Annotated in this window: 25 protein-coding genes; 15 read left to right on the forward strand and 10 right to left on the reverse strand. The window is 30.4% G+C overall.

Features of this window, described 5'->3' with window-relative positions; translation table 11 throughout:
- The 9 genes from KQ51_RS03455 to KQ51_RS03495 all read left to right on the forward strand — a co-directional run bounded on the left by KQ51_RS03455 (window position 1) and on the right by KQ51_RS03495 (window position 10,509).
- Window positions 1–1,443 carry an EAL domain-containing protein gene (locus KQ51_RS03455; RefSeq protein WP_038468946.1) on the forward strand — a complete coding sequence of 481 codons (1,443 nt, stop codon included), beginning with the start codon at window positions 1–3 and terminating at the stop codon, window positions 1,441–1,443.
- A gap of 136 nt (window positions 1,444–1,579) precedes the next feature.
- On the forward strand, window positions 1,580–4,228 hold the full coding sequence (locus KQ51_RS03460; protein WP_038468949.1) for a hypothetical protein: 2,649 nt from the start codon (window positions 1,580–1,582) through the stop codon (window positions 4,226–4,228).
- Window positions 4,229–4,287: 59 nt separating this feature from the next.
- Window positions 4,288–5,838 (forward strand): cardiolipin synthase, encoded by a 1,551-nt coding sequence (gene cls, locus KQ51_RS03465; RefSeq protein WP_038468951.1) that lies wholly within the window; start codon window positions 4,288–4,290, stop codon window positions 5,836–5,838.
- Between the two features lie 263 nt (window positions 5,839–6,101).
- Complete coding sequence (locus KQ51_RS03470; RefSeq protein ID WP_038468954.1) at window positions 6,102–7,010, forward strand: ABC transporter ATP-binding protein; 909 nt, start codon at window positions 6,102–6,104, stop codon at window positions 7,008–7,010.
- A complete protein-coding gene (locus KQ51_RS03475; protein ID WP_052609132.1) occupies window positions 7,010–7,885 on the forward strand; it encodes an ABC transporter permease in 876 nt (291 codons plus the stop codon). Before KQ51_RS03470 ends, KQ51_RS03475 begins: the two co-directional genes overlap by 1 nt.
- Window positions 7,885–8,697 (forward strand): metallophosphoesterase, encoded by an 813-nt coding sequence (locus KQ51_RS03480; protein ID WP_144242080.1) that lies wholly within the window; start codon window positions 7,885–7,887, stop codon window positions 8,695–8,697. Before KQ51_RS03475 ends, KQ51_RS03480 begins: the two co-directional genes overlap by 1 nt.
- A gap of 43 nt (window positions 8,698–8,740) precedes the next feature.
- Window positions 8,741–9,058: a hypothetical protein gene (locus tag KQ51_RS03485; protein WP_038468959.1), complete on the forward strand. Its 318-nt coding sequence runs from the start codon at window positions 8,741–8,743 to the stop codon at window positions 9,056–9,058.
- Window positions 9,059–9,151: 93 nt separating this feature from the next.
- Window positions 9,152–9,904: a nucleoside phosphorylase gene (locus tag KQ51_RS03490; protein ID WP_038468961.1), complete on the forward strand. Its 753-nt coding sequence runs from the start codon at window positions 9,152–9,154 to the stop codon at window positions 9,902–9,904.
- A gap of 65 nt (window positions 9,905–9,969) precedes the next feature.
- Window positions 9,970–10,509 (forward strand): cob(I)yrinic acid a,c-diamide adenosyltransferase, encoded by a 540-nt coding sequence (locus KQ51_RS03495; RefSeq protein WP_038468963.1) that lies wholly within the window; start codon window positions 9,970–9,972, stop codon window positions 10,507–10,509.
- A 27-nt stretch (window positions 10,510–10,536) separates the two neighbouring features.
- Here the strand turns inward: KQ51_RS03495 and KQ51_RS03500 are convergent, their stop codons facing one another.
- From KQ51_RS03500 to KQ51_RS03540, 9 genes are all read right to left on the reverse strand, one after another.
- Entirely contained in the window at window positions 10,537–10,896 is a 360-nt protein-coding gene (locus tag KQ51_RS03500) for an HPr family phosphocarrier protein (RefSeq protein WP_096334938.1), read from the reverse strand.
- On the reverse strand, window positions 10,814–11,467 hold the full coding sequence (locus KQ51_RS03505) for a transaldolase family protein (RefSeq protein ID WP_038468965.1): 654 nt from the start codon (window positions 11,465–11,467) through the stop codon (window positions 10,814–10,816). Before KQ51_RS03505 ends, KQ51_RS03500 begins: the two co-directional genes overlap by 83 nt.
- Window positions 11,467–12,420 (reverse strand): transketolase family protein, encoded by a 954-nt coding sequence (locus KQ51_RS03510; protein ID WP_052609134.1) that lies wholly within the window; start codon window positions 12,418–12,420, stop codon window positions 11,467–11,469. Before KQ51_RS03510 ends, KQ51_RS03505 begins: the two co-directional genes overlap by 1 nt.
- Window positions 12,420–13,232, reverse strand: coding sequence for a transketolase (locus KQ51_RS03515; RefSeq protein WP_038468967.1), 813 nt, complete (start codon window positions 13,230–13,232; stop codon window positions 12,420–12,422). Before KQ51_RS03515 ends, KQ51_RS03510 begins: the two co-directional genes overlap by 1 nt.
- A 149-nt stretch (window positions 13,233–13,381) precedes the next feature.
- Window positions 13,382–14,728, reverse strand: coding sequence for a PTS ascorbate transporter subunit IIC (locus tag KQ51_RS03520; protein ID WP_038468970.1), 1,347 nt, complete (start codon window positions 14,726–14,728; stop codon window positions 13,382–13,384).
- A 75-nt stretch (window positions 14,729–14,803) separates the two neighbouring features.
- Window positions 14,804–15,088, reverse strand: coding sequence for a PTS sugar transporter subunit IIB (locus KQ51_RS03525; protein ID WP_038468973.1), 285 nt, complete (start codon window positions 15,086–15,088; stop codon window positions 14,804–14,806).
- A gap of 11 nt (window positions 15,089–15,099) precedes the next feature.
- The gene (locus KQ51_RS03530; protein ID WP_038468975.1) at window positions 15,100–17,133 is read right to left on the reverse strand and encodes a BglG family transcription antiterminator; all 2,034 of its coding nucleotides are present in this window, start codon (window positions 17,131–17,133) and stop codon (window positions 15,100–15,102) included.
- Window positions 17,134–17,402: 269 nt separating this feature from the next.
- Window positions 17,403–18,383 (reverse strand): HAAS signaling domain-containing protein, encoded by a 981-nt coding sequence (locus tag KQ51_RS03535; protein WP_038468977.1) that lies wholly within the window; start codon window positions 18,381–18,383, stop codon window positions 17,403–17,405.
- A gap of 1 nt (window position 18,384) precedes the next feature.
- Window positions 18,385–18,723, reverse strand: coding sequence for a PadR family transcriptional regulator (locus tag KQ51_RS03540; protein WP_038468980.1), 339 nt, complete (start codon window positions 18,721–18,723; stop codon window positions 18,385–18,387).
- Window positions 18,724–18,872: 149 nt separating this feature from the next.
- Between KQ51_RS03540 and KQ51_RS03545 the strand changes: the two genes are divergently transcribed.
- The 5 genes from KQ51_RS03545 to KQ51_RS03565 all read left to right on the forward strand — a co-directional run bounded on the left by KQ51_RS03545 (window position 18,873) and on the right by KQ51_RS03565 (window position 23,951).
- Window positions 18,873–21,005: a GGDEF domain-containing phosphodiesterase gene (locus tag KQ51_RS03545; RefSeq protein WP_038468982.1), complete on the forward strand. Its 2,133-nt coding sequence runs from the start codon at window positions 18,873–18,875 to the stop codon at window positions 21,003–21,005.
- A gap of 71 nt (window positions 21,006–21,076) precedes the next feature.
- A complete protein-coding gene (locus tag KQ51_RS03550) occupies window positions 21,077–21,931 on the forward strand; it encodes a DegV family protein (protein ID WP_038468985.1) in 855 nt (284 codons plus the stop codon).
- Window positions 21,932–22,037: 106 nt separating this feature from the next.
- The gene (locus KQ51_RS03555) at window positions 22,038–22,361 is read left to right on the forward strand and encodes a PadR family transcriptional regulator (RefSeq protein WP_038468987.1); all 324 of its coding nucleotides are present in this window, start codon (window positions 22,038–22,040) and stop codon (window positions 22,359–22,361) included.
- Window positions 22,351–23,454, forward strand: coding sequence for a DUF1700 domain-containing protein (locus KQ51_RS09380; protein WP_052609136.1), 1,104 nt, complete (start codon window positions 22,351–22,353; stop codon window positions 23,452–23,454). The genes KQ51_RS03555 and KQ51_RS09380 overlap by 11 nt, the downstream gene beginning before the upstream one ends.
- A 164-nt stretch (window positions 23,455–23,618) precedes the next feature.
- Window positions 23,619–23,951: a hypothetical protein gene (locus tag KQ51_RS03565; RefSeq protein WP_038468990.1), complete on the forward strand. Its 333-nt coding sequence runs from the start codon at window positions 23,619–23,621 to the stop codon at window positions 23,949–23,951.
- Between the two features lie 45 nt (window positions 23,952–23,996).
- On the opposite strand, the gene KQ51_RS03570 is transcribed toward KQ51_RS03565, so the two are convergent.
- The gene (locus tag KQ51_RS03570; RefSeq protein ID WP_038468992.1) at window positions 23,997–24,614 is read right to left on the reverse strand and encodes a TetR/AcrR family transcriptional regulator; all 618 of its coding nucleotides are present in this window, start codon (window positions 24,612–24,614) and stop codon (window positions 23,997–23,999) included.
- A gap of 194 nt (window positions 24,615–24,808) precedes the next feature.
- Here KQ51_RS03570 and KQ51_RS03575 point away from each other — a divergent pair, with 194 nt between their 5' ends.
- The gene (locus KQ51_RS03575; RefSeq protein WP_038471665.1) at window positions 24,809–25,285 is read left to right on the forward strand and encodes a glutathione peroxidase; all 477 of its coding nucleotides are present in this window, start codon (window positions 24,809–24,811) and stop codon (window positions 25,283–25,285) included.
- Window positions 25,286–25,296 lie beyond the last annotated feature (11 nt).

Below are 25,296 nucleotides of genomic sequence, written 5' to 3' on the forward strand. Positions count from 1 at the left end.
GTGGCTAGAAGTAAACAAATCTACATTGGTATTATCCTTCTATTAGCACTAAGCATCATATCATCAATTTTTCAGCATGATTATATAGTAACCTTTCTTAGTGCTTTTGGGATTGGATTAATAACTTATCAGCTGCGAGTTAATGAAGACGTTAAATTAGTTATTGCAAAAAACGCAATCAATCGAAAATACAACAACAAGGATGTAAATAACTATTTTGTCGTATTCTTACAAATCACAAACTTATCTACCTACAGTCAGTTTTATGATATTAATTTAAGTGACTATATTATGGAAAAAACCTACAAATTACTTAAAAAGAGACTTCATAATAATGTCTTCTTATACTCAGCAGATCAAATAGTTATCATTAACGAATTTGAAAACAAAACTGTAATTAATCAATTGCTTAGAACAAATGAACAAATCGAAAAAACAAAAAAAATACTCAACTACATAAACCGATTAAGGTTCAGCCCAAACAACAACTTAGAATACTATCAAGCAAAGGTTATTGGGGGAACAGGAAGCAACGGGATGAGAGATCAACTAACTACTATTGAATCAATTATTAAACTTGCCCACTTCTCAATGCTAAAAGCTAAAAAAGAAAATAAAGATCTTTTAGTAGCTACAGAAGAAACAAGGATAATAAAAGAGGACATTGATTCCTTTAATCAAGAAATCGAAAAAGGTATTGAATTTGACGAATTTAACCCTCATTTTCTTCCGATATTTGATACTAATAAAATGAAAATAGTAGGTTGCGAAAGTTTACTAAGATGGGAAAAGAATGAATATAGAATCATTGAAGCCGCTAAGTTCAAAGATATTGCTAATGAAAAGAATCTCTTTGGAACTATCGATAGAATTATTCTAGAAAAATCATTTAAATCGTATCAATCATGGTTGCAAAAAGATCTAATAGATTCAGACTTTACTTTGACAATTAACCTTGCAAAACAAAGTCTTGAATCAATTCAAATCAATGAGTTGATTTCGCTTACAGACAAGTATAAAATTAAGCGAAAATATATTGAGTTTGATATTAGTGAACAAGACCTTGTTAGTGATCAAACATTACTTGCAATATCAAAAATAAAGGCTGCTGGTTATAAAGTATCTATCGATGCTTTCTATGCTAGTTCCTCAAACTTAAGATCACTAATCAATATTGGCTTTGATACTCTAAAACTTTCTAGGACTAGTTTACCTACCAATGATAGTAATGAAACCGAATACCATCTTTATGAATCATTGATCAAATTTTCTAGGCTAATGGGTTATAAAGTTATGTCAAAAGGTATTGAAAATAAATACCAATTAGAAATTGCAAAAGAGCTAAAACCAGATTTGATTCAAGGGTACTACTTTACCCCACCTCTAAACGATATGAGAATTCGGGGATTCCTGAATAAGTATCGGAGTGGTATTCTTGTTTGAAATTAGAAAAGGACATGTTCCTTTTCTTTTTTTTTGACTACTTTTCTTTTCATATATATATATTTATAAGATTTTGTTATAAAAAAACCATATAAGTGATATTATAATAATAGGTGGAATTAAAGGAGGAAGTGTCATGTCAAAAACTAAAGAAGAAGTACAAAAGTTATTAGAAAAGAATTATCAAGCCGTACAAGTTGCTGAATTAGGTGTTTATGACAAAAATGTAGAGGTTAATAAAGTATTCACAAAATCAATAAAAGATTTAGGTGCAAACCTAAAAACTGAACTAGAAGAATTACAAGATGAACAAAAGACTGTAAAAACTGACTTTGTAAAAAAAGTATCAGATATTAACGCTACAACCAAAGAGAAGAATGCCAAAATTGAGGCAAATAAAACCAAAGTTAATAAAACGTATGAATCTGCTATTAAATCAATTGAGGATTCATTTCAAAAAGAACTAGCGAGATTAAATGAAGAAATCGCTCAGTTATCTTTGGACAATGATACTTTGATAAATGAAGTATTAGAGAATTACACAAAAGATGTTGAAGCATCTACAAAAGCAATAACTTCAATTAATGAAAAGGGTGAAAAAGATCAAGCAATTCTAACCAAAAAAATTGAAGACATAAAAGTAAAACAAGATGCAAAAGTATCTGAACTAAGTAGGAAAGAACAAGATAAAATTTCTAAGTTAGAAGAAGCTTCTAATAAAGAAGTGAGTAAGCAAGAAGAAATTTTAGCTGAGGAACGCCAGAAAATAGATACAAAACTAGCCCAATTGAAACCTGTCTATGAAGAAGAATTGGAAGAAATTGAAGAAAATATTCAAGAAAAAAATGATGAGTTCAATGCTAAAAAGGAAAGTATTCGTTCTTCTGCAGACCAAAGGATTGTAGTTAGAGAAAAACATTTACAAAGAGCACTTAAAGATAACGACAATCGTTCAGCAAAACAACATAAAAAAGATATTGAAAAATTTAGAAAAGAAGCAGAAAGAGATTTAGTATTACTCTCTAAAACATATAAAACAGATAGTGAACAAGCAACTGTTTACCGCCTGAATTTTGTAAAAGATAATTTAGAAAAATTAGCAGATTACGAAAGAGATTTCGCTGATTACGAACATGAGAAGCAAAAAGATATTGATGTTCTTAAAGCGGTACTTGTAAATAATATTGATAACACAAAACTAGATTTTGAGAAGCAAATAGCTGAGGAAACAGATAACTATAATAAATCATTTAATGATGTTAGAGAAAAACAAGAAGAAGCTATTAAAGACCAGGAATTAGAAGTTGAGTTAGAAGAAGCAAAACAAATTAAATTGGAAATTGAGTTTAATAAAGATAATAAATTCAATGAGCAAAAACATAATGAGAATAATGAAGTAAAAGAGAAAGATTTAAGAGATGTTTCTATTATTAAGGAAAAAGATGAAATGATCTCTAAAGATACTCTAGATGTTGATTTATCAACTCTTAACAACGAACAAGGAATTCTTAACTACGAACAAGCTCGAGATTTAGAAGTATTTAAACTTCAAGAAAAAATTGAAAACCATAAAGCAGAAAATCAAAGATTAAATGCAAATAAAAATGAGTTCTATACTTATCAATCTGCTTTAGAGCCATTATTCAAGACTCGTGCTTCTGAAATGTTTAAATTTGAAGAACAAGAATTGACTAACCGTTATCAAATCAAGTTAGGATACTTAGAAAAACAACTTGTTTTAGTTGAACAAGATTATGAAGTTATCAAAGGTAAAATCAACGCTGTTCTAGAAGTTGAAAGAGCGCCATTTGAAAAAATCATTAATTCAATTGCTGGTGATTTAAAAACGGAATTAGAACAATTAGAAGAAACTTTTAATCTAGAAGTTCAAGAACTTAATGATAAAATTGCGCCACTAACAGAGCGAAAAGACCGTCGTGAAAGAACTGAACTCGAAGATAAATTGACAAGCGTTAAAGAGAATTTTGAATTTGATAGAAAAAGAAAAGAAGCACATATTAATGAAGAAACTAAAGTATATCAAAAAGCACTTGATTATGCAGTGAATCGTAATCAAACTGCATTAGTAGAAGCTGAAGAGTTATTTGTTAATGAGAAAGAAAACATTAGCAAAGCAATCGATATGCTTAACTCAAATAAAATTGTTGAACTTGACGATGCAAAATATCGTCATCAATCAACTGAATCAGCTGTTCAAGACTTCAATACTAAAGCTGCTTCAAGAAATACATTGAACACAGAAGAAAACCAAGCATACTTAGATGCAGAAATAGCATATGAACAACATATCGTAAATGAGGAAAATTCTAGATTTGAGCAATTAAAAGAAGCTACTAACAATTCATACAATAAAACTTTAAAAAGCTTAGAAGAGGAAAAAGAAACTGCATTGAACGAGGCTACTAACAAACTAAGTGAACAAGAAAGCAATTTAGAATCATTTAAGCAAAATGTTGAAAATAGCAAACATGATATTCAAAAAGAAGCAGATAAATTATTAGAAGAAGAATCACATAAAACTTCTAAGAATAATCAGGCTATTAATCAAAAACATCATGAGAAGCAAAATGAACTTGAAGACAATCTTAAAAAACAAGAGTCGGAGTTCAAACATGATTTGAATGAGTTAAGTAAAAAAATATCTCAGGAAAATGATAAATTAGAAGCTACGGAAAAACACATTATAAAAGAAGCTGATCATAAACTAAAAGAATCAATTCAAGTAATCAATAAGAAATTACAAGAAGACATTTCAAACATTTAACATTAAAAGAACTCTTACAATAAGAGTTCTTTTTTAGTATAATAACTGTAGGTGATTGTATGAGATTTAATTTGAAAAGAAATATTTGGGTTGTAATCATAATTATTGTAATGCTTCTAATAAGATATGGATTTGAATACGCTTTGAGATTATTCGAGCTTGAAGTAACTTTTGCTGAGTCATTTAATATAGTAGCGAGATACTTTATAACGTTTATGTCGATAATCGTTTTTATCCATATTATAGGTAAGAGTGATTATTCTATATCAAAATTACCCTGGATGCTTATCCTTATTATTGAGCCGTTAACTGGTCTAACAATATTTCTTACATTTGGTAGAGATTATCGAGAAAGTTCTCGTTATAGAAGACACTCAAAAATCCATAATGGTAAGTATTTAACCCATGAACCTGATACTAATTTTAATAAAGCAACATATAAAGCAATAGATTCAGAAATCACCGATATATATAAGACCTCACATAATATGACAAAGCATCATGCTTATCTTTATGATTCCAAAGTTGAAGTAATAAATAACGGAGAAGATTTCTTTATAAGATTAGCAGAGGAAATCAAGAATGCAAAAAAGTTTATATTCCTTCAGTTCTATATCATAAGAACAGATAAAACTGGAAGAATGATATTAGACTTATTAAAAGAAAAAGCACTAGAAGGTATCGAAGTGAAAGTTCAATACGATGCGATTGGTAGTGTATTCTTAAATCAAAGATATTTAAAGAAAATAGAAGAGTGCGGTGTAGAAATTAAGGAATTTGATCCTGTCTTCTTTGCATTCTTTGACACAAAGATGAATTACCGTAATCACCGTAAGAATGTAATAATTGATGGAAAAGTAGCGTTTACAGGTGGAATGAATTTAGCAGATGAATATCAAAATAAAGCTAGAAGCAAAAGATTCCCAAGATTTAGAGACACCCAGATTGCTGTAACAGGTAAGGCAATAAACTCCTTAACTGCTCTATTCCTTAGAGATTGGTACTATATAACTAATGACTTCATAACAGATAAGAAATATTACTGCGCTGAAAAAGTAGAATCGCAAGGAATGGTAGAAATAATTCCAAGTGGTCCAGATTATAAATATCCACCAATTAGAAACACATATGTAAAAATGATCAACAATGCAAAAGTTTCAATCAAAATTATTACTCCATATTTAGCACTTGATCGTGAAATGGTAACTTCATTAATGATTGCAGCTAGAGGTGGAGTTAATGTTGAGATAATTGTCCCAGGTACCCCTGATAAAAAGTCAGTTTATGAAGTTACGAAAAGTTTCTTTAATGACCTTTTAGAAGAGGGTGTTAAGATATATACTTACACTAATACATTTTGTCACGCCAAAGTCTTCATTATTGACGACATGATTGCTTCATGCGGTACTTATAATCTAGATAACAGAAGTGCTAGAATTAACTTTGAAGTTACAGCTCTTTTATATAATACTGGTGTAAAGGAATTAGTTAAAGATTTTAAAATTGATTTAACAAAATCAAAAGAAGTTTTATATAGTAAATGGAAGAAACGAAGTAGAGTTCAACGTTTATTTGAAGGATTTATTGGTATAATGTCTCCATTAGTTTAAACGAAGTACAAATGTACTTCGTTTTTTATTTTCATGTGATTTAGTATAATATAAACATGTGATGAAAAAGCTGAAAGAATTATAAACAGAGCGATCAAGATAACTATTATGAGATAATGAATGTAAAAGAGTACTACGTTTGTAGAACTCTTTTCAAAAGTTTAAATAATTATAAATAATATAAAATAATATTCTTGAAGTATATACACCTAAAGTAGTATAATTGATTTGTAGTTTATAAAGAATATAAAGGAGTGACTAGGATGAATGCGATTGAAGTAAAGAATTTAATTAAAACTTATGATGACATTGAAGCTGTAAAGAAGATATCTTTTACAGTTGAAAAAGATTCGTTTTTTGCATTTCTAGGACCTAATGGTGCAGGAAAGAGTACTACAATAAATATTATCTCAACATTGTTAGAACAGAATAGTGGTGAAGTAACCGTCCTCGGTCATAAATTAGGCGAAGAAGACAATCTAATTAGGAATAGAATCGGTGTAGTTTTTCAAAACAGTATGTTGGATAAATTATTGACTGTAAAAGAAAACTTACTGGTAAGAGCTTCTTTCTACGGAATAGAAAAAAATGATTTTTATAATCGTATTGAGGAAATAAATGAGTATTTAGAAGTATTGCCATTTTTTGATCAAAGATATGGGGATTTAAGTGGTGGACAGAAACGAAAAGCAGATATTGCCAGAGCGCTTTTAAACTGGCCAGAACTGCTAATTTTAGATGAACCAACTACAGGATTAGATCCAAAAAGTAGAAAAGATATCTGGATGCTTATAGCAAAACTTAGAGAGATTAAAGAAATTACTATATTTTTAACAACTCATTATATGGAAGAAGTTGTTGATGCTAATAAAATAGTTGTTATAGATCAAGGCAAAATTGTTGCTGAAGGTAGTAGTGAGGAACTAAGGCTTAAGTACTCAAGTGATCGTGTTAAGATTATTCCTAATAATGGTTTAGTAGAAGTACTGGAAGATGATAAAGTAGATTTTTATATTATTAATGATACCATCAACATTGAGTTAGATTCATGTTTTGATGGGTTAACTATAATTAATAAATATGAGAAATATATAAGAGAATTTGAGATTTTACGTGGGGATATGGATGATGTATTCTTAAACATTACTGGTCGAAAGTTAGGTGATGAATAATGGAAGTCTTATATCAATTAGTACTCAGAAACATCAGACTTTATCTTCGAGATAAAGCTGCTGTATTTTTTAGTTTCTTAAGTGTAATAATCATTCTCGCATTGTATATAATTTTCTTAGGTAAAATGACAAGAAGTAATTTACCTGTTGAGATTCTAAATTTGGATGGAGGAGACTGGCTTGTTAGTAGTTGGATTATGGCTGGTATTCTTACTGTAAGTACTGTTACAGTTCCTCTTGGAGCTGTAGGTAATTTAATTGATGATCGTGCTGATGGTTTATTAAATGATTTTTATACTTCACCAATAGGTAGAAATACTTTAGCTCTTAGCTATTTAATAAGCGCTTGGGTTATTGGTTTTATAATGGTAATGATTAATCTTGTTATTGGACAAGTATATGTTTTATCTCAAGGTGGAGAATTTCTTAGTTTAATAGGATATCTCGAACTTATTGGTTTAGTCTTGCTATGTATTATGGCATTTAGTTCATTCTTTTTCTTCTTATCATTATTCATTAGAACAAGAAATGCATATGGAATGTTATCGACTCTAGTTGGGACGTTTATTGGATTCCTCGGAGGAATCTACTTGCCAATCGGTTTCTTTGAAGGCTTCTTTGGTAAGGTGATGAACAGTTTGCCAACTGCTCATGCAGTGGCATTGGTTAGAAAAGTATATATGGCTGGGGCAATTGATAAACTATTCTCTGGAGTACCACAATCGGTATATGACGATTATGCTGAGTTTAATGGTATTGAGGTAGTTATCGGAGAATATCAAATGACAACTTTACATATGGTTTTATCTCTAGTTATATTCATGGTAGTTTTTTACTTATTAAGTGTATGGAAGTTATCGAAGTCTAAGTTATAGTGAATAGGAAAAGAATATTGATTATTGCTTCAAGTATTATCCTATCAGGAATAATATTTGTGGTTGTTGGATTTATGACATCGCAGGGAATTCAAGTTAACTACCATGAAATAGATAAAGATTTTGACTTGAAGATAGCCCAATTCTCAGATACTCATTTTGATAACAAGTATGTTAGAGAAGATTATAATGTTATGGTTGACACAGTAAATGATGAAGAAGTAGATCTTCTCATATTTACCGGAGACATGTTTCAAATAACTGATGTTAGTTTAGAACTAGAAGAAAGTATAACAAGTTTACTAAGTGAGATAAACGCTGATTATAAACTAGCGGTTCTTGGTAATCATGATTACTTCGGTAGTACTACATTAACAAATAGAATAATCACAATTTTAGAAGACTCAGGATTTACTGTGCTAATAAATGAATCAATTACGTACGTAATTAACGACCAGACCTTTAATTTTATAGGTTTTGACGACTTAATGATGGGCGACAGCAATTATTCTGATGTACTGGGAGAAGTTGATGAGAACGCAATTAACTTCGTTCTATCACATGAACCAGACACGTTTGATAGTATATTAAACACAGATTGTGTTGCGATGTTTAGTGGACACAGTCATGGAGGACAAATAAGATTACCTATTATCGGGGATATCTATAATGTAGAAGGTGCAAGAAAATATAATGATCACCATTATGAAGTGGATGGTAAAGACTTGTACATATCATTTGGAATGGGTGAATCTGTGATTAGAGTAAGGTTTTATAATAGAAGACAATTTGAGATTTACAATTATTCATAATTAATACACATCTATTTAGTAAAATAGTAATTGAGGTGATATAATGGGACTTTTCAAAAGAAAGAAAAAACAAGAAGAAGTAGTTGATGAAAGAACCAAAATAGAAAAGAACTTTGAAGAACAAGGAAAAAAAATCGGTAAGAAAACTGGTGAATTTGTTCAAAAGGGTGTCAACAAATTTGGTGAAGTTAAGCAAAAACTAGAATCTGATGGAACAATGGATAAAATTAGAAATGCTGGTAATAAGATTGATGACACCATTGATAAAGTAGTTGATGAAGTCACTAAGCAAACTAAAAAAGTAGTTAGTAAAGTTAAGAAAGAATCAAATAAAAAAACAGAAGATACTTATTACGAATAGACCCTTATGGGTCTATTTTTAGTATGCGAACTACATTTATCCTTTTCAAACAACGACTATTTCTTTATAATTAGGTAAAGAGGTGGTGTAAAAATGAAAGCGATACCATTATTAGACTTCGATAGTAAGAGGGCAATGATTGAACCTTCTGAGCAAATTAAGGAACTTCCTGAAATGCCCAAAAAGGTTGTTTTGACTTTCTTTAAAAAAGAAGTGGATAGGTTATATGAAGACTGTAAAACTACTAAAGTACACACATTAAGAAGCGAGATGGGGGAACATGTCGTTTATAAGTTTATGAACGAGGATGTTGCTTTATTTGCCCTTGGTGTAGGAGCTCCTTTAGCAGCTGGGTTATTTGAAGAATTGATTGCTTTAGGGGGAAGACAGTTCTTATGTTGTTGTGGTGCGGGAGTATTGATTAAGAAGGACCTAGGATGCCTAGTTCTACCAAATGAAGGGGTTAGAGATGAAGGGACTAGTTTTCATTATGTTGAACCATCTAGAACTATTAAAGCAAATAAGAATACTCATGAAAAAGTAAAAAATATCATGACAGAAATGCGTATTGATTATATTGTTGGGAAAACTTGGACAACTGATGCTTTTTATAGAGAGACAAAGCAAAAAGTTAATCAAAGATTATATGAAGGCTGTTTAACAGTCGAAATGGAGTTTACTGCTCTTTGTGCTGTAGCACAATACCGCAATGTTGAATTCGCAGAAATTCTATATTGTGGAGATGATCTATCTAGAGAAGTATGGGATGGAAGAGAATGGCGTGAACAAGAATTAATGAGGAAAGATCTAATCTTTTTAACTAAGAATATTTTAGAAAGAATGTAACGATTTGATATAAAAAAAAGACTACCTATGGTATTATGTAGGTAGTTTTATTTAGGAGTGATAATATGAAAGAGATTAGTAGTTTAAAATATATTTCAACCAAAACAGGTGATAAAGGTTATTCGCGAAACTACTCAAATGATACAGTCTTAAAGACTGATTTATTATTTGATACATTAGGTAACATTGATGAGTTAAGTAGTAGTTTAGGTGTTTGTTACCATCATACTGATTTATACAAAATGGAAATAAGAAACATCCAAAAAGATTTACAAAATATTATGTCTTTGGTAGCAACTAATTTTGATACTACACAATATGAGAAGTTAACCAAAATTGCTATTAAGGATATCAATAATTTAGAAAATATCGAACAAGCTATCCTTGATAAGAAACCACTTAAACCTGTATTTGTCTTACCTGGTTCTGATTCAAGTGTTGAAGGTAGTTATTTAGATTTAGCAAGAGCTATAGCAAGAAGAGTAGAAAGAACTATTCTTAAGTTTAAAGAACTTAATGAAAGAACTGATTTAGAAATGAGTTGTAAATACCTTAATAGATTAAGTGATTTATTGTTCATCATGGCAAGAAGTTATGACAAATAAAAAAGGCGAATAAATTCGCCTTTTTATTTACACTAAATTGTGTTCGTTTAATATAGTATCCAAATCATTAATAATGTCTAGTTCGCCTTCTCCGTTAGCTTCGATAGTTATCTCAGCACCTTGAGGAACTCCTAAAGACATAAGAATCATTATTGATTTAAGTGTGAATCTTTGTTCTTTGTAAATAATATCAATATCACCAGGATACTTTGAAGCTCTACTACAAATAATTGATGCAGGGCGAGCATGTAAACCGGCTTCATCTTTTATAATATAAGTTTTCGATTCGATTTTACTTACCTCCTCATTTGTTGTATAAGTCGTTAAAGTCTTTTGTGAATTGTGTAATACTTTTATCGGTAATTTCTGAGTAGAATAGTTTCTCAAATAAGTCTTTACCTACAGTAACTTGATCTGCTCCATTACGAATTGAATCAGTGACTTGGTGAACACTTTTATATGATGCACCAACAACTTTCGTGTCTAGATTTAATTTAGTTAAAGTATCTTTGATATCTTTAATTACTAAATTTCCGTCTATCCCTGAATTTGAAATACGGTTTACGTAAACAGCTAAGTATTCAGCGCCATTGATAGCAGCCATAATACCTTGGTTAACTGAGCAAATAGCAGTTGCAGTTATACTGAAACCATCTTTGCTAAGAGTTCTAATTGCTCTAAATCCTGCATCAGATACAGGGATTTTTATATGAAGTTTACTTTTGATTATTTTTTGTAATTTATAAGCTTCAGCAATCATTCCTTCGTAAGTTTCATCAACAAGTTGAATATGAAGATCTTTTCCTGTTAGTAAGTTATCTAATTCTTCAAGTAATGGAATGTACTCCTTATTTTCTTTTGTGATGATAGTTGGATTGGTTGTTATACCTAGTATTTCATATTTATCCATCATCTTTTTAATGAATGTTGTATCAGCTGAATCAACGATATAAATCATTATAGATTCTCCTTTACAGCCTTTACAATATCTTCTTTAGTAAGATTATATTCTTTCTGTAAGAAATCTTGTGTACCTACTTGTCCGTATCGATCTTGAACACCAATACGTTTAACTTTAACTGTTTCAGTTTCTAATGCTTCTAATACTGCACTACCTAAACCACCAATAACATTATGGTTTTCAGCCGTTACAATTAATTTTGTTTTTTTAGCATATTCTAATAGTAAACTTTGATCGATAGGTTTAATTGTAAACATATCAATAACAGCAGCACTAATACCTTCTTTAGCTAAGATTTCTCTAGCTCCTAAAGCTTCTTCTAACATGATTCCGTTAGCGATGATTGTTGCATCAGTTCCTTCTTTAAGGACAATTCCTTTTCCGATTTCAAATGATGAACCTTCAGCATATAATTGAGCCATATTTTTTCTTACGATTCTAATATATTGTAAACCATGAATTTTTGAAGTTTGTTTCAGAATATCTTTAAACATTACATGATCACTCATTACCATTACAGTAGCTTCAGGAATTAATCTCATTAATCCTAAATCTTCAAATGGCATATGTGTACCACCATTGTGTTGAGCAGATACTCCAGCATCACTACCGATAACTTTAAGGTTTAAACCACTGTATCCAATTGATAAGAATAATTGATCGTAACATCTTCTAGTTGCGAATGGTCCGAATGTATGCATATAAGGAACTAATCCTCTTACACTTAAACCACTAGCTACACCAACCATGTTTGCTTCCATAATCCCACAGTTAATAAAATTGTTAGGATTTTTTTCAGCAACAGGACCAGTTTTAATTGCTCCAACTAAGTCAGCTTCTAAAGCCATTACTTTTTTGTTATCAGCAATAATTTCATTTAATGTTTCAGCATATACGTTTCTAAGTTCTACAGGTGAATTAACTGCCTCAGGTAATATTTTAACGCTCATTATAATTCCCCCTCTAGTTCTTTAATTACTGCATCAATTTGTGCATTTAATGTATCATTGAATCTAGCATGATGGTTACTAATGTCATTTACTAGAGGTGCGAAACCTTTAGCTTTTACTGTATCTAAGACGATACATGTAGGAACATTTTTAACTTCATATGCTTTTAAGATTGTTTCTTTAATTAGTTCTTCATTATGTCCATCTATATGATAAGTATTAAATCCGAATGAACTAATTTTTTTAGCGATATCTCCTTGATCGACTATGTCTTTTGTATAACCATCAAGTTGTAATTTGTTTTCATCGACAAATAAGATTAAGTTATCTAGTTGATGATGGTAAGAGAACATTAATGCTTCATAACATTGTCCTTCATTTAATTCTCCATCACCGATAACTGTAAATACTTTATTATCTTTACCTTGGACTTTTAACCCTTTCGCAATTCCAACTGCGCTGCTGATCCCTTGGCCTAAACTACCAGTTGTCATATCGATCCCGGGGGTAAGCTTGCGATCACAATGACTTGGTAGGATCGTACCGTTATTATTTAAGGTTAATAAAATGGATTTATCAAAGTATCCTTTTAAAGCAAGGGTGGAATAAAGTGCAGGACCAGCATGGCCTTTGGATAGAACTAGATAATCACGATCATCCCAAGTGGGGTTTTTGGGATCGATTTTCATAATATCTCGGTATAATACAGATAATGTTTCAACGATAGACATACTTCCACCTAAGTGTCCGAAGCCTCTTTGTTTCAACATTTTCAAAATTTCAATTCTAATTTCACTACTGAATTTACTCATAGGTTATTCTCCAATTTTTTTTATGATTTTTTGGTTATGTTTCAATTTATGTAGAGCTTATTATATAAGCTTTATTTTCTCAATTAAGTAAAAATAAGCAATATAAAAGGGGAAGCTTAAAAGCAGATTCCCCTTTTAAAGTTGTTTAATTATGCAGCTTTTTTGTTTGCAAGGAATCCATCAATAAATGGAATTGCGAATATTACAGCAACTACTGCAGTAACAGCCCATTTACCCCAAGCAGCAACAGTACCAAGTACTATTCCAACTCCGATAAAGTCAGCATCACTGAATGTTGTGTTAGCAAATTCTAAGTTACCTAATACAGGTAATAATAATAATGGTAAGAATGTAATTACAAGTCCATTAACGAATGAACCAACAACAGCACCACGACGTCCACCAGTAGCATTACCGAATACACCAGCAGTAGCTCCTACGAAGAAATGAGGAATTACACCAGGAAGGATAACAGTACCATTAGCAGCGATTAAAATTAACATACCAACGATTCCACCTAAGAATGAAACTAAGAATCCGATTAATACTGCGTTTGGAGCGTAAGGGAATACGATTGGACAATCTAATGCAGGTTTAGCATTAGGAACAATTTTGTCAGACCAACCTTTGAAGGCAGGAACGATTTCACTAATAACCATACGTACACCAGCTAATACTACATATACACCAGCAGCAAATACTAATGATTGAATGAATGCGAATACGATGTAGTTGTCTCCGATTCCTAAACCAGTTTTAACGAACTCTGGTCCAGCAGCGATAGTTACGATTAAATACATTAATAACATTGTTAATGAGATAGAAACACTTGAATCTCTTAAGAATGATAATGATTTAGGGAAGTTCATTTCTTCAGTTGATTTTGAACCTTTACCAACTAATTTACCAACTTCACCACTTAACCAGTAAGTGATACTTGAGAAGTGACCGAAACCAATTTCGTCTGATCCAGTAATTTTCTTCATTGTAGGATGAGCGATAGCAGGGAAAATAACCATTGTTAATCCTAATGCCATACCACCAACGATGAATAATAAGATACCGTCTAAACCAGCAACTGTTAATACAACTGAAATTAATGCAGCCATATATAAAGTATGATGACCTGTTAAGAAGATAAATTTAAGTCTTGAGAAACGTGCGATTAAGATATTCGCAGCCATCCCGATAACCATGATTGCAGCTGTAGCAGTAGCATAATCATTTAATGCTAATGATACGATTGCCTCATTGTTAGGAACTACACCAGTTACATTGAATGCTTCTTGGAACAATTGTCCGAAGTAATCTAACGAACCAACTAAGATCCCAGCACCTTGCCCGATGATGATAAATCCAAGAACAGCTTTTAATGTCCCGCGGATAACCTCATGTGCAGGTTTTCTTTGAGCTAGTAACCCGATTAAAACGATAATCCCTAAAAGGATTTGAGGACTACTAAGTAAATCTGAAATAAATTGAATAATTGAACTCATAAAATTTTTCTCTCCTCTGTTTAATTTTTTTTATCTAAAATGTTCTTCTAAATTAGAACAAACTTTTAGCCTTTGTTAAAGTACACCTTTTGCTGTTAAATAAACTGATAATTTTTCTTTTAGTTCATCTTTATCCATGATATTAGCTAAACCAATTGTATCTCCGAATTTCTTTAAGTTATCATATAAATCATTACCACAAACGATTAAGTCTGCGATTCCTGGCCAAGCACTTCCTAAATCAGTGTGCTCAACTTCTATTTCTGATAAACCTAGGTCTTTTAAAACAGTCTTAACATTCATTTCAACTAAGAAACTACTACCTAGTCCACTACCACAAATACATACTACTTTTTCCATGAATTAACCCCCTATTCAGAATATTTTTGTACTAACTTTAATACTTGATCTTCACTTGTAGCTTTTAGTAAGTTTTCCAAATCTTCCATAAGAAGTCTTGATAACTGTTGTAATGCTAGTAAGTGTTGTTCATTATCTGGAGCTGCAAGAGTAATTACTAATCTTACAGGGCGTTCTTGTTTTTTATCAAAATACGTTGGCTTTTCTAAAACAAGAACAGTCATACCTAAACCATTTGCACCATCTTCAGGTCTTGCGTGTGAAATTGCAATTTCTGGGGCAATACAAATATAAGGTCCTAACTCGTTAACGTTACTGATTACTTTATCACAATATCTATTTTCTATCGTTTTATTTTCTAGTAATGGTTTTGCACTTAACCAAATTGCGTCTTCCCATTTTGGTACACTATGTGCAAATACTATTTTGTCTTTTTTAATTAAATCTTTAAGCATATATTTTTTCTTCCCTTCGGTTTCAACGATTACTTTTTTACTATTATTACTTAGTCTATTAAGGATAAGTTTTCTTACTTCTTCTAATTTCTCAGGAGGAATAAAATCAACAATATCTTTTATAATTTTTTCGCTTAAATCAAATTCACTCTTACTAGGGTTTACTAACCCCATAAATGAAATTAAGTTAGCCTTATCTTTTTCTGTCAGTATTGCATTTACTTGTAGTGTTTTATTTTTAATAGAACGATCTTTTATAGGTATAGTTGAGATAATGTAATCAACATCATCTTTATACTTACCAACATCATCTAAACTTACAGCATCGATGATTTCTAAATTACCGAGTAAGTACTCTAGTTCTTTACGAAGTAGTTTCGAAGTAGCTACACCGTTTAAACAAACTAACAATACTTTTACCTGGATAATATCTCGTTCTTCTCGTTTTAAGTATCCACCAAAGTGCATTGCGATGAATGATATATCATCATCACCAATTGGATACCCAATTTTCTTTTCAAGTTTTTGACAAATTGTTCTAGTTACTTGTGATACTTGAGGATAAGATTCTAAAATCTGTTCCTTTAATTCGTTTTGATAGATTATTCCGTATTTTAATCTAAACATCGCTTGTTTCATATGCGTATATAAATGATTAAACAAATCATTATCATCATCAAAATAAATTAGTGTAGTTTTAGAAAACTCATTAATTAAGAATTCAACGATTTCTTTAATATAATCATTTTCATCAAGCTCGTATTCTTCGGCGAACTGAATTCTTAATCCTAGTAGATGAAGAGCTAAATAGTAATACTCGCTTTCATCAAGGTAATCACCAACAATTTTCTCAACAGCTTTAAATTCTTGTGATTCTTCAACACTTTTTCTATCTTCTTCACCTAATATAATAGGATCAAATTCATTTAATTTAATAATACTAATTACGATAGCTAAATAATTTAGAGTTGTGTTAACGTACTTAATATTTAGTTCTTTCTCCAATATCTTTATAAGCTCAAGATTTTCAGCAACTACTTCATCAGTATATAAACCAAATGATTTAATCTTAACTAAATACTCGTAGTTAGAAATTAGATTTAGAATTACCGATCGTTTTCTGATTTGCAATCCTTCAATTTGGTAACCCATGAAGTTATCATACTCTAGTGCAAGGTTATAAACCTTTAACATTTTTCTAATCTCTTTGATGTCGTTAACAATTGTGTTTCGACTAACATCAAACAGTTCTTCTAAATAGTTAATGTTTATAAAATCCTTCTTACTAATTAAAACTAGTATTTCAAGAACGATTCTCTCTTGTGAAGTACAAACATATAAATCTCCTAAACCTTTATTAACTGTATCAGCTAATTTGTCTTTGATGAGGGCATCAATATGAATACCTTCTTGACGTTTGTTTACTAATTTAGGTAAACCTTGCATTTCAAGAAAATCATTAATTTTGGAAATACTGTAGTAAGCACTGCGTTGTGATACTCCCAGTAATTTTTGGATATCGGACATGTTCAAATTGTAATCTGAGGACATTAATAAGTTCAACAGATAGTTGTCTTTGTAATCAAGCAATAATAACACCTCACTGACTCTAGTTTATAAGATTTGAAGTACAAACAAAAGACCAAATGTTTGCACATTGAACTGGTATTGATTTACAATACTGTAAACCCTTTCGGGAACGGTTATGAGACAAAAAGTATGAAAAAAGCTCATAAGTACTACATTATACGGTGTTAGTCCAATAGGTACAAATGTTTGCAAATTGTTATAAACTCATATTTTATTATTTTGCATCTATCTCCATTTTACCATTTTATCGCTAAAAAAAAAGTCCGTAGCTAGGACTTGTTTTTTTCGATTTCATCTATTGCTTCCAAATTAATGAACATTTTTGTAAATTCTACGATACCACCTATAATAACTATTATCCCTAGAATTATCATTACAATCTTAAATATGTTTGGAATAAATGTTAAGTCATATCCTTCAACAATTATAGTGTTAAAGACATTAGATGAACCTAGTAAAATCATAATTGCTCCAGAATAAATCGTGTGAATTAATTCTACTGTTTTTGAAGTAATTGTTTTCCTTCTTTTATATATGTAATAAGAATAAAGGATAATAGATGTGAACCAACCGATGTTCATGAAGATTAATACTTTATCAAAGTTATCATTAAATAATGGAAGTCTATCTCCTTCAAAGTAAATTGCAATCAATCCGGGGTTTAAGTTGAATAAGTATAATGCTAGGCATGTTGCTAAGATTCCAATTATCGCTCCAAAAATACTTACTTCAAAATCTTTCCCTGGTATTTTAGGTAACAGATTTGGGTTGAATTCGATTTTTTGAACTTCAAACTTGGGTTTTACAAATCTTTCTATTAGATAAAAGATAATAAAGATAAATCCATACCCAACTAATAAACTATATAACGCTGTTGGGATATTATAAGCAGAATCTAACAAAAATTCCATGATTGTAAAGTTTGGATATTCAAATACAAAATCTAATGCATTTGCAAATAAGACAGCTAGTGGTAATGTTATTGAAACAATTTTAAAGACAAGTAACAATATAGGTTCCATCTCTTTTGATATCATTGGACCTGATTCATTATAGTTGCTTGCTACTTCACGAGGTTCTCCCATATCGGTTATAACATTAAATAACACTTTCTCTTGGTCTAAACCTTGGCTTACTAACTCATCAACTTGATCTAAAATCAAACTTCTTAGTTCTTTGATTGTTTCTTTTCTATCTTTAAAAGGTAAGTATCTTTCTATTTGTTTTAAATATCGATCTAATAATTCCATTTTAATCCTCCTTAAGTAAATCACTTATTACTTGGTAATTTGATTTATATTCACTAGCTAACTCTTCAAGTATCTCAATACCATTGTCGTTTAACTGGTAGTATTTTCGGGGACGTGGTTCAACCACTTCCCAAGTGCTTTCTAAAATACCTTGTTTATCTAATCTTCTTAAAAGAGGATATAAGGTGTTTTGATCTATCTTTAATCCTCTTTTATTAAGGGTTTCTACAAGACTATAACCATAATGCTTATTTTTTAGCTGTGATAAGACAGCTAAAACTAATGTGCCTTTACGAAGTTCTAGTTTTAGATTTTTAATTATTTCTGTTTTTTCTGGCATGTCAATCACCTCAACTTCATTATACTGTATGGCATACACTATTGTCAATATTAAAGTATTTTATTTATTTGTTACATAGTAACACTTAGAAATAGTATGCTTAAAAATATCATTACGGTGTATAATTATAATTAAGAGGAGGTGTATATATGAAATTCTTTAAGATGTTAAAAACAGATAGAACGATAAGAATTGCTTTCATTATTTCGCTCATTGTTTGGATAATATTAGCATTTATGAATGTCTTTGGATTTCATAGATATTACTCTATATATTATGAACAAGATCAAACTGATGCTGTTCATACTATAACTCCTTTACTTGAAGATTATTCTGAAAGATTGGATTTGTTCTCGACTATGTTTATAAGCACAGATTCAGGGATCAATGAAACAGATTTTGATGATTTTGCGGAAACGTTAATTAATGGAAATGTGACTATTGATTATATTATGTTTTCCCCTCATGGTGATGTTGGGAATGTTTATCCAGTAAATGAGGATTTATTAGGTAAGGAAATCGTCAATGATTTTAATCTAGATGAATTCGCAAGGTTTAATACAGCATTAAATAATGATACATACTTCCTTACATATGAATATGATCGTAATACTTTAACGAAGATTCTTTTTCATAAAGCAAACGTTGTGGATAATGAATTTAAAGGCTTAGTTACGATTGTTGTTGATGTTGATAAATTTGTTGCTAGTCTTCCAAATGCTTATGCAAATGACGAGTTTGTAATTTACTCTTCTGACGGAGTGTTTATAAAAACTTCAGCAGAATATAATGAAGAAGATTTTACGAGAGTTGAAATAGAAGTAGAAGGATATAATTTTTACTTGGCTACTAATTTCTATGGTGCATACTATATTAGAACAATTATCATGGTTATATTAGCTACATTATTAGTGACAGCACCTCTAGTTATTATTTTCATGATTTTCTATGATGATCAAAAAAGAACCAAGACATTGATGTATGAAGTTGAGTATTCTCAAAACTACAGTGCAGAAACTAAACTTAAAAATGCTAAGTCTTTCTATAATGAAGTAAAAGTTTTGATAGACAACAACGAAACTTTCTATTTATCTCTTGGAACATTTAACAATATAAAATATATAAACGATAAGTATGGACACGATTTAGGTCTAAATGTAATCTTGGAAGCAATTAATTTGATCAAAGGGGTATTGAGAGCTAATACTGAGTTATATCATTTTGGTGGAAATGAATATATCTTCATTATTAAGACTGAAAATAAATCAGAAGTAAATAATATCCTGAAAAGAGTATTAAAGATATTTGATAGAGATATCGTGATGGATAGAATTAGGACAAACATATCAATGACTATGGGTGTTGTTAATTATCCAACCCAATGTCGTAGTATTGATGAAATGGTTAAAAATGCACATTTGACAATATCAAATGCGCATATTATGAATAGTAATGCTTTTGCATTTTTTGAGAAAGATATTATAAATAATATGTTATCAAATCAAGATTTTGATAACTATGTTAAGAATCTAAATCTTGAATTATTTGAAGTATATGTTATGCCTATTATTGATGTAGAAACAAATATTATTGTTGGGTTTGAATGTTTAACTAGAGCATTTAATGAGTTTGATGAAATGCTCGATACTGAAACAGTTGTAAACAGTCTTGAAAGAAAAGGACGTATACAAGAACTCGATGAAATAGTCTTTACGAAGATGTTGAGAATGATGAGAAGATTGAATACTGTTTATCCTGGTAATGATTTCTTCTTAAGTGTAAATGCTAGCGCATTATCATTTAATGAAAGTTATGTAGATAATGTTATTAACCTTTATGAACAAGAAAATTTAGCTGCCGGTACAATTGTTTTAGAACTAACCGAAAGTTATCAAGTTGAAGACTATGATTATCTAATTAGATTATTTAAACGATTAAACAATGTTGGTATAAAAACCGCCATTGACGATTTCGGTAGTGGATACTCTTCTTTAAGCTATATTTCAAAATTCCCAATTTATGCTATTAAAGTAGATAAGGAATATGTTAGAGACTATTTAACAAATAGTTTTAATAGAACATTGTTCATGACTTTAAGATCTATTGCTGAAGTTTTGGGTTGTAAATTAATTGCTGAAGGGGTAGATGATCCAGAAACTTTAGACTTTTTGAGAAAGAATAATTGTGAGTTATATCAAGGGTTCTTATTTAGCAAAGGAGTAACATTTGAGCAAAGTCTAAAAATGATCAAAAAGAACGTGAAAGAATATTCTGAAGAGTAGAGAAATCTCTACTCTTTTTATCTAAATAGTGGTATAATTTCTATATGTATTTTGAAAGAGGAGATGAAAAAATGGAAAATAAAATTGCCGTTATTGCATGCTCAAATGCTTGTTTGGATTACATGGATCATAAATATGATATTAAAATATTTAGATCGACTTTGCATTTAGGTGATGAGGATTATTTAGATTATGTAGATATTTCTGCTGAAGATTTCTACAAACGACTAGAGTTAGATAAATCAGTGTTCCCAAGTAGTAGTTATATGCCGATTGGACAGATGATTGAGATATATGAAGAATTAGTTAAAGAAGGATACAACAAAGCACTTGTAATATCTATTTCAGGTGAAATGAGTGGAATTGTAAACTCTTCTAAAATGGCTGCTAATGAAGTTGAAGGTTTAGAAGTAACAGTGTATGATTCAAAAACACTTGCTTATCCAGAGGCCAAAATGGCTCTTAAAGCCTGTGAAATGATTGAAAATGGAAAAGATATTCCAGAAATTATTGAAGAACTTGATTTCATTAAAGACAATCACCAAATCTATTTCGCTGTTAATACTTTAACTTACTTAGTAAAAAACGGAAGAATAGGAAATGCTAGTGGCTTTATTGGAAACGCCCTACACATCAAACCAATTTTAACAATATCAAAAGATGGTAAAGTTGAGACAGTAGAAAAAATTAGAACCTTCAAAAAAGCAGTAGAAGGTTTAATTGCTAAATACTTTGAAGAAACAAAAGGTAAAAATGTTGAAGCTTATATAATTCACGCTAATAATCCATCAGCAAAAGACCATATTGCTGAAGTGTTACTTAAAGATAACCCAGATTTAGAAATATTTGATATGCCTTTAACTGCTGTTGTAGGTGCTCACGCAGGGCCTAAAACAATAGGATTAGGATATTTAGTTAAAAAGTAAAAGCATCGATTTCGATGCTTTTTTATTTATTTCAAACATATTATTGTGTTACGCACAGTAATGTGATATTATTTAATTGTGCATTACACAATAAAGGAGGTTTTGTATGAATACGCAATTTAAAAAAGGTATAATAGAATTATGTGTATTAAAGATTGTTAGCAATAAAGATATGTATGGATTTGAAGTAATTGAGAATATTTCAAAAGAAATAGCAGTAAATGAAAATACGATCTATCCAATCTTAAGAAGATTAACAAAACAGGATTTTTTTGAAACATATACAGAATCAATGAGCATAGGTGCTCCAAGAAAGTATTACAAAATTACCGATACAGGATTAACTCATCTTCACGAAGCAGAAGTTGAGTGGAGTAGTTTCTTGGAAAGTGTATCTAGAGTTTTAGGAGGTCATAGTTATGAAAACTAATTATTTAAATGAGTTGAAATTATTATTAGATAATTACAGTATGAGTGAAAATGAAAAGGACGATATTATAAGCGACTACAACGAGATGTATGATAACTGGCGTGATTATGGTATGGGTGAAGAAGAGGTAGAAGAAAAACTTGGTAAACCATCTACTATAATTAAAGAACTAGTTGAAGGGTATCAAACTATTAAACATGTTACTCATTCTAAAAGAAGTAAAAAGAATGGTAAACTAATTGCCATTACACCATTTATTTCATTAGTTATATTCTTCATTCTAGGTTTTGGATATGAAGGTTGGACATATGCATGGCTTGTATTTCTAATCATTCCTGTATCTGCAATTTTCCTTGAAATGGATAATGAACCTCATAAGCTTACTGCATTGATGCCGTTTATTTGTTTAATAACATTTTTCATTCTAGGTTTTGTGTTTGATCTCTGGCATCCAGGATGGCTAATATTTATAGCTATACCATTAGTTGCTATAGTAACAGAGAGAAAATCAATTGGGTTCTTAAATACTTTGGTATCATTGAGTCCACTTGTTGCTTTGGTAGCTGTTTTATATATTGGACTTGAAATGGGTATGTGGGTTCCAACTTGGACAATATTCTTAATCGTTCCTGCTCTAGGAGTTTTGAATATAAAAAGCAAATTCAAAATATTGCTATGGGAAGTACTAATTATTGGAGGAACTGCAGCTTATATCTATTATGGTTATACATTTGATAGTTGGAATCTTGCTCTTTTAGCATTTATCCCACTTGTGATATTTGGAGTTTTACAAGATGATGAAGGTATAACAAAAATGCCAAAAGAATACCGAATATTAACTTTAGGTGTTATTGCATCATTCTTTATTCTTGGATTCTTAACTGGTATGTGGGGTTACGTTTGGATAGTATTCCTAGTTATACCTGTATTCGCAATATTGAAAGAAACTAAAGGTAATGAGAGAGTAATAGCTATTACTCCGTTTATAGCAATAGTCATATTCTTTACCCTAGGATATTTCCTTGATTTATGGGCTTATTCTTGGATAGCGTTTCTTATAATTCCTGTTACAGCAATTATAAAAGAAGGCTAATTCACATTTAATTCACAACTAATCAACTTTTATTTGATAGAATCTAAGTAGTTCTAACACGAGGGAATTTAAGATGTTGGAACGAGGGATGAAAAAAGACCTTTCTTTGAAGGTCTTTTTAATTTACTCTTTTTAAGATACAATATAAATAGGAGGTGTTGTAGATGTATTTGAACCCTAAAAGGTTTTTTGTAAGATTCTTATTACTTACTTTATTAACACTAGTTAATATTGTTTTACTAGTTTTTTTATCTAGCGGAGGTACTGTTGGTTTAGTAATTGCAATAATTCTCACAGTAATAAATGCTTTCTTCCTAGTATTTATGTTGGTAGTCTCAGTTTTAAATATATTGAAGTATTTAGGAGATAAAGAAAGAGCTAACTTTGGATTTCATCTTATTAATTTCTTATTTGCTTTAGTTATTACAATTGTATTTGGATTTTTCTATTTTGCTTTAATTGCTGGAGCAATGATAATTCTATTACCATTTTTATAAACAAAAAGCCCTACATTGTAGGACTTTTTTTTATTTACTATTTTTTTATTTGTATAAAGCATCTCTAAACAGATCTAAGTAAACTTCGATCTCTTCTCGTAATTCATCAAAAGCTTCAGCTTGGTAAGTATTACCATGCTTTTTAATCCAATCAAAACTTATTCTATCAATAGTCCACTTAACTACATCTAAACTACGATCAATATTTACTTTCTCGTTGAATAAGAAGTAATCAATGTCAGTAAATATCTTTGTATAAGACTCATTTGAGTACTTAACAGATGCTGATGCAGTTCTTTCAATAATTTCTTCATCTTCAACAAAAGCATGTTTTTCAAATAGACTTGTAAACAAATCATGTTTTGTATAAGACTCGATTTTTTGAAGTGTAGAAGCATAAAGACGACTTAATACGTCGCGATCAGCAAAGTTCACTCCTGCATATAACTCATTTGTGATAGTGTCTAATGCAAAATTGTAGATATGGATATATAATTCTTTTTTACTGATAAAATAGTGAAATAATAGACCTTTAGATACTTTTGCTTCTCTAACTATAGTATTAGTTGATGCCTTTTTGTATCCTTTATCAGAGAATTCAATTAATGCAGCTTCTAAGATTCTATTCTTTCTAGCGTCATCATGTTGTAAAAATTCACTCATAATATCACCCTTTCTTACGTGTAATAAAAAACTGGTCAATAACATTATAAACACATTTTGACCGCTTTGTCAAATTTTTATGTAAATTAGTAAGGTTATCCACAATTTGGACGAGGTTATCCACATTATCCACAAAAATGTGTATAACTTTTGCCTATCAGATTGTAAATGTTATAATTTGGGTAAGGAGTGATATTATGAGTATATATAATATAGAAATCAAAAAGATTGATGGTAATAATACAACTTTAGGAGAATACAAGGATGATGTACTACTAATAGTAAATACTGCTAGTAAATGTGGATTTACCCCACAGTTTGAGGACCTAGAAAAGTTATCTAAAAAGTATAAAGATAAGGGACTCAAAATCTTAGGTTTTCCTTGTAACCAGTTTTTACATCAAGACCCAGGTAGTGATGATGAAATTCAGTCGTTTTGCCAAATGAATTATGGTGTAAGTTTTGATATGTTTAGTAAGATTAATGTTAAAGGAAAAGAGCAACACGAACTGTATAAGTATTTAATAAACAACACACCTGTTTTAAACGAAAAGAAAGTTAAATGGAACTTCGAAAAATTCCTGATCTCTCGTTCTGGAGAGGTCAAAAACAGATATCGATCAGGTGTTAGGCCTTTTGATATAGAAAAAGATATACTTAAGGAACTATAAAAAAAAGAGCG

Source organism: Candidatus Izimaplasma bacterium HR1 (assembly GCA_000755705.1).
Classification (GTDB): Bacteria; Bacillota_I; Bacilli_A; order Izemoplasmatales; family Izemoplasmataceae; genus Xianfuyuplasma.